This is a genomic window from Paenibacillus sp. UNC499MF, from assembly GCF_900107975.1.
Lineage (GTDB): Bacteria > Bacillota > Bacilli > Paenibacillales > NBRC-103111 > Paenibacillus_F.
On the sequence record NZ_FNVF01000014.1, the window covers coordinates 102074 to 114994 of the forward strand.

General features: G+C 56.5%; 14 protein-coding genes and 1 tRNA gene. 11 read left to right on the top strand and 4 right to left on the bottom strand.

Annotated features, from left to right (window positions below; all coding sequences use genetic code 11):
* The first annotated feature begins 24 nt into the window (after window positions 1-24).
* Complete coding sequence (locus tag C4S74_RS27105) at window positions 25-153, top strand: hypothetical protein (RefSeq protein ID WP_009675220.1); 129 nt, start codon at window positions 25-27, stop codon at window positions 151-153.
* 181 nt (window positions 154-334) lie between these two features.
* Here the strand turns inward: C4S74_RS27105 and C4S74_RS21945 are convergent, their stop codons facing one another.
* A complete protein-coding gene (locus tag C4S74_RS21945; protein WP_103997476.1) occupies window positions 335-1084 on the bottom strand; it encodes a glucose 1-dehydrogenase in 750 nt (249 codons plus the stop codon).
* A gap of 229 nt (window positions 1085-1313) precedes the next feature.
* Between C4S74_RS21945 and C4S74_RS21950 the strand changes: the two genes are divergently transcribed.
* Complete coding sequence (locus C4S74_RS21950; RefSeq protein ID WP_103997477.1) at window positions 1314-1934, top strand: TetR/AcrR family transcriptional regulator; 621 nt, start codon at window positions 1314-1316, stop codon at window positions 1932-1934.
* 52 nt (window positions 1935-1986) lie between these two features.
* Here the strand turns inward: C4S74_RS21950 and C4S74_RS21955 are convergent, their stop codons facing one another.
* Window positions 1987-2448 carry a MarR family winged helix-turn-helix transcriptional regulator gene (locus C4S74_RS21955; protein WP_181024503.1) on the bottom strand — a complete coding sequence of 154 codons (462 nt, stop codon included), beginning with the start codon at window positions 2446-2448 and terminating at the stop codon, window positions 1987-1989.
* Window positions 2449-2707: 259 nt separating this feature from the next.
* On the opposite strand from C4S74_RS21955, the gene C4S74_RS21960 reads away from it, so the two are divergent.
* From C4S74_RS21960 to nagZ, 7 genes are all read left to right on the top strand, one after another.
* Window positions 2708-3712, top strand: a complete 1005-nt coding sequence (locus tag C4S74_RS21960) for a serine hydrolase (protein ID WP_103997479.1) — start codon at window positions 2708-2710, stop codon at window positions 3710-3712.
* A gap of 296 nt (window positions 3713-4008) precedes the next feature.
* Window positions 4009-5442, top strand: coding sequence for an outer membrane lipoprotein-sorting protein (locus C4S74_RS21965; protein ID WP_103997480.1), 1434 nt, complete (start codon window positions 4009-4011; stop codon window positions 5440-5442).
* Between the two features lie 182 nt (window positions 5443-5624).
* Window positions 5625-6824, top strand: a complete 1200-nt coding sequence (alr, locus tag C4S74_RS21970; protein WP_103997481.1) for an alanine racemase — start codon at window positions 5625-5627, stop codon at window positions 6822-6824.
* Between the two features lie 215 nt (window positions 6825-7039).
* Entirely contained in the window at window positions 7040-7321 is a 282-nt protein-coding gene (locus C4S74_RS21975) for a CopG family ribbon-helix-helix protein (protein WP_036740450.1), read from the top strand.
* A 4-nt stretch (window positions 7322-7325) separates the two neighbouring features.
* The gene (locus tag C4S74_RS21980) at window positions 7326-7676 is read left to right on the top strand and encodes a type II toxin-antitoxin system PemK/MazF family toxin (RefSeq protein WP_009675190.1); all 351 of its coding nucleotides are present in this window, start codon (window positions 7326-7328) and stop codon (window positions 7674-7676) included.
* A 179-nt stretch (window positions 7677-7855) separates the two neighbouring features.
* Window positions 7856-10087 (top strand): Tex family protein, encoded by a 2232-nt coding sequence (locus C4S74_RS21985; protein ID WP_103997482.1) that lies wholly within the window; start codon window positions 7856-7858, stop codon window positions 10085-10087.
* Between the two features lie 207 nt (window positions 10088-10294).
* Complete coding sequence (gene nagZ, locus C4S74_RS21990) at window positions 10295-11554, top strand: beta-N-acetylhexosaminidase (RefSeq protein ID WP_103997483.1); 1260 nt, start codon at window positions 10295-10297, stop codon at window positions 11552-11554.
* 47 nt (window positions 11555-11601) lie between these two features.
* On the opposite strand, the gene cmpA is transcribed toward nagZ, so the two are convergent.
* Window positions 11602-11748 (bottom strand): cortex morphogenetic protein CmpA, encoded by a 147-nt coding sequence (cmpA, locus tag C4S74_RS21995; protein WP_085981306.1) that lies wholly within the window; start codon window positions 11746-11748, stop codon window positions 11602-11604.
* A 97-nt stretch (window positions 11749-11845) separates the two neighbouring features.
* A complete protein-coding gene (locus C4S74_RS22000; RefSeq protein ID WP_103997484.1) occupies window positions 11846-12211 on the bottom strand; it encodes a hydrolase/acyltransferase in 366 nt (121 codons plus the stop codon).
* Between the two features lie 142 nt (window positions 12212-12353).
* On the opposite strand from C4S74_RS22000, the gene C4S74_RS22005 reads away from it, so the two are divergent.
* Window positions 12354-12827, top strand: a complete 474-nt coding sequence (locus C4S74_RS22005; protein ID WP_103997485.1) for a SprT family protein — start codon at window positions 12354-12356, stop codon at window positions 12825-12827.
* Window positions 12828-12845: 18 nt separating this feature from the next.
* A tRNA-Asn gene (locus C4S74_RS22010) sits at window positions 12846-12921 on the top strand.

Consider the following 12921-nt stretch of genomic DNA (forward strand, 5'->3'; position numbering starts at 1 on the left):
CTTGGTAACGGGGAGGTTTTTTTTATGATCGATCATGAAGACGCTTACCGGGACGACCAAATGCCAATGGGGCGCGGTCTGATTATCGGAGTGCTGATGGGAGCCGTCATGTGGGCGGTCATTATCGGCGGGTTTCTTTACCTGGTGAACTAATGAGGGGAAAAATAAAAAGACGCCAGACCGATTTTTCCGGTTATGGCGTCTTTCCGTTTGGTGCAGGAGGCAAGCGGCCCGGCCGCTCCGCTTAATCGGCCCAATCGCCTCAGCGGTAATGAAACGGCCGATTTAAACCGATGCGTCAAGCGGCGCGTCGCAGCCTGACGGCATCAAAGATTTATCTCGCCGTCCAGCCGCCGTCGATGATCAGCTCCGTGCCGGTGACGAACGAAGACTCGTCCGAAGCGAGATAGAGGACTCCGTACGCGATGTCTTCAGGCTTGCCCAGGCGGGGCAGCGGAGTACCCGTTTCGAACATGTGTCCCGCACCCTGGTCGAGGGCTTCCTGAATCATCGGCGTCACGATGATGCCCGGGTGAACGGAGTTCACGCGGATTTTGTCCGGGGCCAGCTCGACAGCGGATGCTTTCGATAAGGAGCGGAGAGCTCCTTTTGCCGCGGTATAACCGTTGGTGAAGTTGAGGGCGACAATGCCGGCGATAGATGAAATGTTGACGATGGAGCCTCCGCCGGCTTTCCGCATTTCGGGTACGACGTATTTCATTCCGATGACGCAGCCCGTCAGGTTAATCGACATGACTTTATCCCAGTTCTCCATGGTGAAGGTATCAAGCGTGCTGTCCGTACTGATGCCCGCATTATTGACAAGAACATCGACCTTGCCGAACTGCTCCACCGCTTTCTCAACAACCCGCTTCCAGTCTTCTTCCGATGCCACGTTATGCTTAAGGCCGAGAGCCTGTCCGCCCGCGCCGCGGATTTCATCCACAACACGGTTCAGCTGTTCTTCCTGCAGATCGGTTGCGACTACTTTCGCACCTTCGGCCGCGAACAACTTGGCTTCGGTTTCCCCTTGGCCCATAGCGGCTCCCGTTATAATCACGACTTTATCTTGTAAGCGTCCCATTTTGAATAACCATCCTTCCGGCTAAATTTTGGAAGCGTATTCATTACGACGAGCTCCCGCGCCAGTGAATTTTATCGACAAGATGTTGTTTAATCGACATCTCGTTAATTATAATAATACCGAGCCCGCAAGGAACGCTCAACCAACAGCTTTCATGGATTTGTCGCTTAATGGACAATGCCCGGCGCTTTGTTGCAGAAGGCTGAGATTTTATACAAGGAGAGCGTTTATGTCGATTAAAAATAACTTGGACCCGCGGGTAATCAGAACCCGCTTCATGCTGCGGGACGCGCTGATCGCTTTGATCGGGGAACAGGGGTACGAGAAAATTACGGTCAGGGACATCGCCAGCCGCGCCTCGCTAAACCGGGCGACCTTTTACCTCCATTACCGGGACAAACAGGATCTCATGGAACAAAGCATGGATGATACATTAAAGGAGCTGGTGGACGGACTCCAGCCTCTTTTCGAAGATGCGTCGGAGTTTCGTTTTGACGGCGGGAAGCCGCATCCTACATTTGTCTGGCTGTTCGAGGAGATTGCCCGGCATGCGCGGTTTTATCAAGTGGTTCTCGGGGAGCAGCGGATGCCTTATTTTACCCGCGGATTGACGGATGTGATTACCGGGTTTGTGACCAAAGGGCTCGGAACGGTAGCTCCCGAAGAGCGGCAGCTTGCGGTGCCCAGAGAGATGCTCGTAAGCTATGTAGTCTCGGCTTTTCTCGGCGTGATCCTGTGGTGGCTGCAAAGCGGCATGCCGTATACGGCTCCCTATATGGCGGAGAAGTTAATGCGCCTGGCGACCCGCGGTCCTTACGTGGACGATCCTTTTACCGGGGCAAAAGAATAAGCCGGTTTCCCGGCAGAAGGGGATAACAGATCCCTACGGCCGTAGTGCCGGATCAATCTATGGTGCCCAGCACGTCAAGGAGATCCTTCAAGGCTCCATTGAACCGCACAAGCTGTTCAGGGCTGAAAGAGTCCGCTTTAACACGCAGCAGATTTCCGATCTCCCGCTTGTATGCGCTGATAAAAGCCTTACCCTCCGCCGTCGCGTGAAGGAGAGACGCCCGCCTGTCCTGCGGATCCGGTACACGTTCGATATAATCCAGTTGAAGAAGCTTGTCCACGATAGGTGTCAGCTGCTGTTTGGAAACGCCCAGCTCGGCGGCGAGTCCGGACATGCGGAGCATCTCTTTTTCTTCTATCATCACCAGGGCGTAGAACTGCTGGGGACCGAGAGTCTGTTTCACCTGCTGTTCAAACAACCTCATCATTTTTTTCTCCAGCAAAGGCATCAGTAAAGCCCAAGTGGCGATCATTTCGTCTGTGAGTTCTTGCCGGTCCTGCCGATTGTCGTTCATAAGCTTGTGTGAACCTCCTTTACCGGATGCGGCCGTGTGCCGATCAGCCAGTGCCGTTGCAGAGCGCAAAGCGCAAAGCGGAGAGTGCGATCCGCAAGTCATGGCGCCCTGCGCTCGTTTGACAGGCCAAAACGGTTATGTTATTTTCGACTAATAGTACATAATTGTTTACTAATTAGGCGGTGAATGATTTATGATAGAAACCCAACCTAATCGTATGCCTTTTGTCTGCTGAAATCAAAGATAAGAGGTGGTTGGAATGAAAAGAAATAGGTTGAACCGGCTGTTGGATGAAAAAGTACTGGAATCCGCAGATGGAGGAAGCTTTGACGGAACGGTGCTGGTGGCCGTAAACGGCGATATCGTGCTGCACGAAGCTTACGGCTGGGCCAATCGTGAACTGGAGGCGGCCAGTAGACCGGACACGGTGTACCGGATCGGTTCCGTTACGAAACCTCTGACGGCAGCGGCCGTTATGCGGCTTGCGGCAAAAGGAGCGCTCCGCACCGAGGATCCTGTGGCGGAATATGTGCCCGGCTTCCCGTCAGGGGACCGGATCACGCTGCGGCACCTTCTGATGCACACTTCCGGAATCCCGAATCTCACGGAACAGCCCTCGTTTGCGGAGCAGGCGAAGACCCGCCGGAGCGTGGATGAGCTTATCGCTTTATTCCGCGGAAAGCCGCTCGAATTCGAACCGGGTTCCCGGTTCAAGTACTCCAATTCCGGCTATATTCTGCTGGGAAAAGTGATTGAAGCGGCAAGCGGGCACACTTACTCCTCCTATATGAAGGAGAATGTGTTTGAACCTGCGGGCATGTCCGCTTCGGGTCTCGACGATAACCGGAGTCTGCTCCAAAAACGCGCTGCCGGTTACGAATTCGATGCCTCCGGAATGCTGTGCAACGCTTCCCATATCGACATGTCGAACGCGTTTGCGGCAGGCGGTTTGTACTCGACGGCAGCCGATCTGTACCGGTGGGACAAGGCACTGCGTGAAAACCGGCTTCTGCCGGAGGATATCCAGTCCGACATGTACCAGCTGCACAATCCGGCCGGATATGGATACGGCTGGTTCAATCAATCGGAGCCGGACGGCACCGTGTATCATCACGGCGGAATTAACGGATTCTCGTCTTCATTCGTCCGCGACTTGAAGCGGGGGATTACGGTTATCGTGCTCAGCAATACGGCGTCCGTAACTCCTTCCGTCCTGTCCGGTGAGCTTCACAAGCTTGCCGTCCGGGCCGATGGTTCCCGTTAGCCGTATTGCGGCAGGCTCCGCCTGACACACATGGCAGGCTCCGCCTGACACACATGGCAGGCTCCGCCTGACACACATGGCAGGATGCAGCCGGGCAGTAAAAAGAGGCTTTCTTATATAGAAGGCCTCTTTTTCGCATGCAGCTTTTCGGCCGTCCGGCACAGACACAATCCGGTTCCGGAAGAACAGACGGACGAGGGACAAAACCACGGCTTGTCAAACTAGTCCGCATAATCGGCCAAGTCCTTTCATAGACATGTATCAGTACATTTACTTAAGGATGAGGGGATGATGACATGCGTCGGGTCACATGGATACTCGCCATCGTGATGAGTGCAGCATTGCTTCTGGCCGGTTGTGGAAAAAAGGATGCAGGATCGGTAGTAAAAGATTTGGATCATGTGATCGGCAAGCTCGAAAGCTATCAGGGCACGGGACGCATGGTTCTTCAAACCGGGCAGGAGCCGCAGGAATACCAGGTGGAGGTATGGTACCAGCAGCCGCACTACTACCGTATTTCCTTGACCAATGAGAAAAAAGACATCACGCAGGTTGTGCTGCGAAACGATGACGGGGTGTTTGTTTTGACGCCGCATCTGCATAAAAGCTTCCGGTTCCAGAGCGACTGGCCGGAGAATCAGGGTCAGGTCTACCTGTTCCAGTCTCTGGCTCAGAGCATTCTGCTGGACACGGAGCGCCAGTTTACGAAAGACGGCAATTCGTTCGTCTTCGACGTGGCGGCGAATTATGCCAACAGCGGACAAATGGCGAGACAAAAAATATGGCTGGATCAGAAAAGCCTGGCGCCACAGAAGGTGGAAGTTTCCGACAGCAGCTCGAACGTACTCGTCAAGCTTGATTTCACGCAGTTCGAATTTGGAAAGAAGCTGGAAAAAGACAGCTTCGACATGCAGCGCAACATGACCAGCTGGGATCTGAAATCGCTGGATAAGGACGCGCCTGTCTCCGGCGCGCTCAAAGATCCGGCCGCGGATGCGGCGTCTCCGGACGGCAAAGCGGCCGCCGGTAAAGATGCCCCGGCATCCGCCCAGACAGGCGCAGCCGCCGGCAAGGACGCGGCTGCCTCCGCGGCCGGCGCGAGCGCCGGAGCATCCGCCGACGGCGGCAAGGCCCCGGCCGTGTCGCCGGGCCAAGACGCGGCCGCTGCAGGCAAAGCCGCAGACGGCTCCGCGAAGGCCCCGGCCACGGCGGCAGGCTCCGGCAGCGCGGCTGCTGACGCCGGCAAGACGCCCGCTGCGTCAGGCGTCCCTGCTGCGGGCGGCACAGCCTCCGCCGGCGGCACCGGCGCCAAGCAGCCGGCTCCCGGGGCGGCGGGCACTCCCGCAGCCGGCGCGGCCGGCGCGGACAAGAACGCCGCGGCCAACAGCAGCGCGGGCTTCGGGCTCATCGAGCCGTCCTACATGCCCAAGGGTGTCGCGCAGCAGGACATCCGGGATGTGAAGCTCGGCGAGAACACGGGCATCATGGTCCGCTACCAGGGGACCTACAACTACACGCTGCTGGAGTTAGCCCCGCAGACGCAGACCGTATCGGTCCTGCCCGGCGATATCGTCGACCTGGGCTACACGCTCGGCGTGGTCACCGGCGACGAGAAGAAGACGCTGACGTGGACGTACGACGGCATCGAATTCCGGCTGGCGACCGCCGATCTGCCGCACGACGAGCTTGTCAAAATCGCCCAGTCCGTTGCCGCAGAAGCGGGCAAATAACCCGCAAAGCCCCATGGATTGGGGAATTTTGCCCGGAACAATTCATTGACTTCATCCAGCGGAGCCTTTAACATGGGTGTAACGGAGGACGGCGGAAGTGCCGGCCAATTAGGGAAGGGAGACCCTGTTTATTCGGGATCTCCCTTGTCCCGTGTACAGTCTTGAAGAAGGTGAACTTTGACGTGGATGCTTTTTACCGTCCGACTTACGTGGAAATTTCATTGGATGCGCTCCGCAGCAACCTGGAGACTTTCAGGCGCGTGCTGCCGGGGAGCGTACACATGATGGCGGTTCTGAAAGCCGATGCCTACGGACATGGCGCCGTAGAGGTTTCGAAAGTGGCAATGGAATGCGGCGCAACCTACCTGGCCGTAGCTTTTCTCGACGAAGCGATGGAGCTGAGGAACGCCGGCATCACGGCGCCTATCCTCGTTCTGGGCTACACGCCGCCGGAAGGGATCGGACTTGCGCTGGAACATGATATTACGCTGAGCGTCTATACGGAAGAGCTTCTTGAAGCGGCTTCCGGTTATGCGCAGCGTGACGCCGCAGCGGGTGGGAACAAACCGCCGTTAAACATTCATATTAAAATCGACAGCGGCATGGGCCGGATCGGCCTGCACGACGAGGACGAAGCCGTCGCGTTTATCGCGAAAGCGCTGCAGACGCCGGGAATCCGGGTCGAGGGGCTTTTTACCCACTATGCCAATGCGGATGAAACCGACAAAACGTATACGTACGAACAGCACGCGAAATTTTCCGGAATCGTCCGGAAGGCCGGTGAGCTGCCGGGGGCGCGTTTTCCTTTTGTCCACGCCGGCAACAGTGCGACGGCCATTGATTTGCCCGAACTTACTTACAACATGGTACGTCTGGGCATTGCGATGTACGGCCTCTATCCGTCGGAAGAGGTGAACCGGGAGCAGATCAGGCTGAAACCCGTACTGAGCCTCAAAACGGGAATCGTCCACCTGAAAACTCTTCCGCCCGGATCGGGAGTCAGCTACGGCACGATTTATCACACCCAGGGCGATGAGCGGATCGCCACACTGCCGATCGGCTATGCCGACGGCTTCTCGCGTCTGCTGACGGGGAAGGCCGAAGGGCTGGTCCGCGGCAGAAGAGCTCCGGTCGTAGGCCGGATCTGCATGGATCAATGTATGCTGAATACAAGCGATATTCCGGAGGCGGCGTTCGGGGACGAGGTTGTCCTGCTCGGCGAGCAGGGCGAAGAGCGCATAACAGCGGAAGAAATTGCCGCCAAGCTGGGCACGATCAATTACGAAGTAACCTGCATGATCTCTCACCGGGTTCCCCGCGTTTACGTAAGCGGCGGCCGCAGAGTGAAGGCGGTCAACTCCCTGTTCAGACATCTTTTTTGACGGATCGACAGGACTTAATCAAAATTCCACAATTTTTCCCGAAGGAAAAACAGGATTTCAGGGTATGCCCTCGAATAGATTACAAGGGAGCTTGACGATGCGTATGGCATAAATGATATACCACACGCATATATACTGGAGTAGTATAAATTTACTACTGCATCGACATAATGGTAGTAAAGTGTTTTCGGATGTTTCTTGGGGGTGCGAAATCGGTGAATAATGCTCATAACACGAAGAGGATCATGATCAGTTTGCCAGACAACCTATTACAGGAGGTCGACGGCATTGTGGAGAAAGAGAACTCCAACCGAAGCGAGTTTATTCGCCAGGCCATGAAGCTGTATTTGCTGGAACGCAAAAAACGCAGTCTTCGCGAATCCATGCAGAAAGGCTACATGGAGATGGCCAAAATTAACCTAACGATAGCGGACGAAGCTTTTCAAGCGGAGGAAGAGGCGGACAATACGCTGGTACGCTTAGTAAGCGGGGTGTAATAATTTGATTGTTAAACGTGGCGATGTGTACTTCGCAGATCTTTCACCGGTTGTCGGTTCCGAACAGGGCGGCGTCCGTCCGGTGCTGATTATCCAGAACGACATCGGCAATCGCTTCAGCCCGACGGTCATCGTCGCCGCAATTACGGCGCAGATTCAGAAAGCGAAGCTACCGACGCACGTGGAAATCGATGCGGAAACGCACGGTTTTGACCGGGACTCCGTCATTTTGCTGGAACAGATCCGTACGATCGACAAACAGCGGCTGACCGACAAAATTACGCATCTGGATGAAGAATCAATGCGCAAGGTGGACGAAGCGCTGCAGGTGAGCGTGGGACTGATTGATTTCTAGCGATGAAATGAGGAGCGAGGGGCCCTAACAGCCCTCGTTTTTTCGTTTCTTTTACAAAGGTTGATACGGAAACGGGATCAGCCGCGCCAGGCGGCATGGTTAGGAGATTTTCGGTGACAAGATCGGGCCAAGTACATATCTGCCCGGATGAAAGCTACAAAACGCATGGGGGAATAACGATGGCAAACACGGATGTCCAGCACGCAGACAAGCAGCAAACACCTAAGAGCTATGAACGGACCGAGGAAAAAACGGCGGCTACGGCGGCCCGGATCGTCAAACAAATCGCCGGCGAGCTTCAGCTCAAGGCTTCACAGGTTCAAACGACCGTAAATCTGCTGGATGAAGGCAACACCATCCCGTTTATCGCGCGGTACCGGAAAGAAATGACGGGAGAACTCGACGAGAATTTCCTGCGGGATATCGAGGAGCGGCTGAATTACCTCCGCAGCCTGGAAGACCGCAAGCTGGAAGTGCTGCGTCTTATCGACGAGCAGGACAAGCTCACCGGCGAGCTTCAGGCTTCCATTGAAAAAGCGGTAAAGCTCCAGGAGCTGGAGGACTTGTACCGTCCTTACCGCCAGAAGCGCAAAACACGCGCGAGTGTCGCGAAAGAAAAAGGACTGGAGCCGCTGGCGAAGTTCATCCTGAAGCAGCCTCAGAAAGGCTCGCTCCAGGAAGAAGCCGCGAAGTATGTCCGCGAAGACAAAGGCGTCGCCACCGCCGAAGAAGCTCTTCTTGGCGCGCAGGACATCGTCGCCGAGCAGCTCGCGGACGATGCGAAAATCAGGGCCTGGGTCCGCAAGTTTACGCACGACAACGGGATTCTGCGTACGGAAGCGAAGAAGCGGGAAGAAGAGTCCGTTTACGAGATGTATTACAGCTACCAGGAACCGCTGAAAAAAATGCCGCCGCACCGCACGCTGGCGATTAACCGCGGAGAGCGCGAGGATGTGCTGAAAGTGGCGCTCGACGTTCCCGTGGAGCGGATCCACGAATTCATCGGCCGCCAGGTTATCCAGGGGCCGTCCGTAACCCGCGACGCGCTGCAATCGGCCGTGGAAGACGCCTACAAGCGTCTGATCGCGCCGTCCATCGAGCGGGAAGTCCGCGGAGAGCTGACGGAACGGGCGGAAACGCACGCGATCCAGATTTTCGCCGGCAATCTGCGGAATCTGCTGCTCCAGGCGCCCGTTAAGGGGCAGACCGTGCTCGGCGTCGACCCGGCTTACCGGACCGGCTGCAAGCTGGCCGTCGTGGATGAGACGGGCAAAATGCTGGAGGTCACGGTGACGTATCCGACGCCGCCGAACAACAAAGTCGCCGAAGCGAAGGCCGCTTTCAAGCGCCTGATCGACACGTACGATGTCGGCCTCATCGTCATCGGCAACGGTACCGCTTCGCGCGAAACCGAGCAGTTCGTGGCGGATCTGATCGCCGAGCTCAAATCGCGCAAGCTCCAGTACCTTATCGTCAACGAGGCCGGCGCAAGCGTGTATTCCGCTTCGAAGCTGGCGCAGACGGAGTTCCCGGACCTCGACGTCGCGGAGCGCAGCGCCATCTCGATCGCGCGCCGCCTGCAGGACCCGCTCGCGGAGCTTGTCAAAATCGAGCCGAAGGCGATCGGCGTCGGCCAGTACCAGCACGACGTCTCGCAGAAGCATCTCGACGAGAGCCTCAAAGCGGTTGTCGAATCCGCGGTTAACCATGTCGGTGTCGACGTGAACACGGCATCGCCGTCGCTGCTTTCCTACGTCTCCGGAATCAACAGCACGATCGCGAAGAATATCGTGAAGTTCCGCGAGGAGAACGGGAAATTCGGCAGCCGAAAAGAGCTGCAGAAGGTGCCCCGCCTCGGCGCGAAAACGTTCGAGCAGTGCATCGGCTTCCTTCGGGTACCCGGAAGCGGCAACCCGCTCGACAACACGCCGATCCACCCCGAGACTTACGGTGTGGTGGACAAGCTGTTGGCCGAGCTGAGAGTCGAGCTTGCCGGGATCGGCTCCCAGCAGCTCAAGGAGCTGCTTCAGCGCCAGGAGCCCGAAGAGCTCGCGCCTAAGCTCGGTATCGGCGTGCCCACGCTGCGCGACATTCTGGACAGCCTGCAGCGTCCGGGCCGCGATCCCCGCGAAGAGCTCGGCACCCCGATCTTCCGGACCGACGTCCTGCAGATCGAAGATCTGAAGCCGGGCATGGAGCTTCAGGGTACCGTGCGCAACGTGATCGATTTCGGCGCTTTTGTCGATATCGGCATCAAAAGCGACGGTCTCGTTCATATTTCCCAGCTCAGCGACAAGTTCGTGAAGCATCCGATGGACGTGGTGTCCGTCGGTGACAACGTAACGGTCTGGGTATTGAACGTAGACGTGAAGAAAGGCCGTGTGGGCCTGACCATGAAACAGCCGCAGTAAGCGGAACCTGCCGTAAAGAACCTCAAGATCCCAAAGAGCTTGAGGTTTTCTTTTTACTCATGTTTACTTATGAATTCCGCGCCGCTTCTCGGTGCCTCATGGCATCTCGACAAGGCAGAGCAGGAATAACTCTTGTCCGAATGGGCAAAAACAGAAAAGATAGCTGCCGCTGGAATCCGGCAGACGATCAGAGCGGAGGGAAGGTCCATGCTTCACACATGGTTACGCAAGGGAGGGACGCTGGCGCTTGCCGTTCTGCTGATTATATCGGCCGGATGCGGCACGCCGGGACCGCAGGCGGGTCCGGACACAAGCCAGAGCGGGGGAAAAGATATTCAGCCCAGTCCGACACCTACGGTCGAGGATCCGCTGAAAGATCAGATCGCTAGGATGACGCTGGATCAGAAAATCGGGCAGATGGTCATCAGCGGCGTCGACGGTTTGGTAATGGACGAGCATGCGCGGCAGCTGATCGATACGTATAAGGTCGGCGGCTTTATTTTATTTAAGCCGAACGTAAAAAGCGCGGGCCAGGCGGTGGCCCTTCTGAATGCGCTCAAAGAAGAGAATGCCCGCACAGGCAGCAAAATACCGCTTATGCTGAGCGTGGACGAGGAAGGCGGACGCGTCAGCCGTATGCCGGACGAATACACGGACGTACCCGCGGGCCGGGTAATCGGCAATACGAAGGACCTGCGCTTCGCTGCGGAGATCGGGGACCTTCTCGCCCGGGAAGCGGTTTCCCTCGGGTTTAACACGAATTTCGCTCCGGTGCTCGATATCAACAGCAATCCGAAGAATCCGGTGATCGGCGACCGGTCTTTCGGCTCGACACCCGAGCTTGTCGGCAGCCTCGGCGTCGAGATGATGAAAGCTATGGCCGCGCAGAAAGTGATCCCCGTCGTGAAACATTTCCCGGGACATGGCGATACCGCCGTCGATTCGCATATCGGGCTGCCTGTCGTGGAGCACGACGCGAGCCGTCTGCGTTCCTTTGAGCTTGTCCCGTTCGTCAAAGCTTTTCAGAGCGGGGCGGACGCGGTCATGGTCGCGCACATCCTGCTTCCGAAGCTGGATGCCACGTATCCGGCTTCCTTGTCTCCGGCGGTCATTACCGATTTGCTGCGCAAAGAGCTGAATTTCGGCGGTGTCGTGTTCACGGACGACCTGACGATGGGCGCCATCGTCAAGAGCTACGGAATCGGCGAGGCGGCCGTTCAAGCCGTGAAGGCCGGTACGGACGTAGCTCTCGTCTGTCATGAATTCGACAATACGGTCCGTGTCGTAAAAGCGCTGAAGCAGGCAGCCGAAACCGGGGTTCTCTCGGAGCGCAGAATCGACGAGAGCGTTTACCGGATTCTGAAGCTGAAATACAAGTACACGTTAGCCGATCACCCCGCTCCCCAGCCGGACGTCGGCAAAATTAACGAGCAGATCGGCCGCGTCCTGGACGCCCGTCTTCCATAGAAGCGCCGGACGCGACAAAAAAAGCAGGTAATTCCGCTGTTGCGGAGCTACCTGCTTTTTTCAAAGGATCCCGACAGCTCGTCGGGCGATCTCCGTGTCCGGTAAAAAAACCAGCTGTCGTTAAGTAAACGAATTTGGCGAGGGTTTTTGTTCTGGAACGCTCGCATCAGCTGGTTGCAGAGCCATTGCGGCATAACGCCATCCCCTTCCTGACTGACTACTTACAGCATATGGGGAAGAAGCGCCCGGCGTGCAGGTCCTGCAGGCTTTTTTTATCGGTTAAGCGGAGATTTACTGGCGGTCTTCCTCATACTCCTCGTACCATTGCTCCAGTTGCGCCTGCAGCGCCCGGATTTCGGTGAGGAGCGATACGAGCGGGTAGGCGGATTCCTGAATGGAAGCGAAGGAAGCCTCCAGCTTATTGATATAGTCCAGACCTCCGGTTACCGGATAAGCGGTACCCACCGGTTCCAGGTTGTCGCACTCGGCGATAACGACCGGCAGTTCAGGCACATTGCGGGCGGTCAGCTTCTCGATTTCTTTGTGCAGCCGGCCGTTCAGGGCCGTAAGCTGATACATGTGCGTAGCGGGCATTTCGACAAATTCAAGCTGGTCCTTCAGTTTCAGGATTGCATATTTCATAACGCTGGTCGGCATAGCGGCGGTGCTCCTCTCGTGCATCACGTTCTCGTTTTCTACTTGACAGTATAGCCCTTCATTAGGTACAAATTCAAGAGAGACTTATCCGCGGGAACATACGGAAAATACCGTTTCCAAGCGGGGAAAGGAGCGGCTCGCTATGGACGACGCGCAGCTTCAGGAGTGGGTGGAACAGATTTCTCTGCAGGCGTTCGGATGGCCGTTTCGCCACCGTGCGCGGTTTAACCGCAGGCTTCGTGCCACGGGCGGGCGCTATTTTACGAAATCTCACGATATCGAGATCAGCTGGCACCAATGGGAGACCTACGGCAGGGACGATGTCGAAAAAATCATTAAGCACGAGCTGTGCCACTATCATCTTCATTTGCAGAAAAGAGGGTACCAGCACCGGGATGCCGATTTCAAGCTGCTGCTCAAGCAAGTGGGCGGGACGCGATTTTGCCGGGCTCTGCCTCAGCGCAAGGAACCGGCGCCCTACAAATACAAGCTCCAGTGCGTGGCCTGCGGCACCGAGTACTACCGGAAAAGAAAGATGGATGTGCGTAAATACTCGTGCGGAAAATGCCGGGGAAAGCTGCGGCTTTACACGCTTGACTTTCCCAAACGTTCATGATAAATTAATTATTGTCTTTCCCTGATAGCTCAGTTGGTAGAGCACTCGACTGTTAATCGAGTTGTCACAGGTTCGAGTCCTGTTCGGGGAGCCA

Bases quoted from the DNA above. Each gene is read 5' to 3' on its own strand.
- nagZ (WP_103997483.1), top strand. From the start codon at position 10,295: ATGCTTCACACATGGTTACGCAAGGGAGGGACGCTGGCGCTTGCCGTT.
- C4S74_RS21965 (WP_103997480.1), top strand. From the start codon at position 4,009: ATGCGTCGGGTCACATGGATACTCGCCATCGTGATGAGTGCAGCATTG.
- C4S74_RS21955 (WP_181024503.1), bottom strand. From the start codon at position 2,448: ATGAACGACAATCGGCAGGACCGGCAAGAACTCACAGACGAAATGATC.
- C4S74_RS21960 (WP_103997479.1), top strand. From the start codon at position 2,708: ATGAAAAGAAATAGGTTGAACCGGCTGTTGGATGAAAAAGTACTGGAA.
- C4S74_RS21950 (WP_103997477.1), top strand. From the start codon at position 1,314: ATGTCGATTAAAAATAACTTGGACCCGCGGGTAATCAGAACCCGCTTC.
- C4S74_RS22005 (WP_103997485.1), top strand. From the start codon at position 12,354: ATGGACGACGCGCAGCTTCAGGAGTGGGTGGAACAGATTTCTCTGCAG.
- C4S74_RS21945 (WP_103997476.1), bottom strand. From the start codon at position 1,084: ATGGGACGCTTACAAGATAAAGTCGTGATTATAACGGGAGCCGCTATG.
- C4S74_RS27105 (WP_009675220.1), top strand. From the start codon at position 25: ATGATCGATCATGAAGACGCTTACCGGGACGACCAAATGCCAATGGGG.
- C4S74_RS21985 (WP_103997482.1), top strand. From the start codon at position 7,856: ATGGCAAACACGGATGTCCAGCACGCAGACAAGCAGCAAACACCTAAG.
- cmpA (WP_085981306.1), bottom strand. From the start codon at position 11,748: ATGCCGCAATGGCTCTGCAACCAGCTGATGCGAGCGTTCCAGAACAAA.
- C4S74_RS22000 (WP_103997484.1), bottom strand. From the start codon at position 12,211: ATGCCGACCAGCGTTATGAAATATGCAATCCTGAAACTGAAGGACCAG.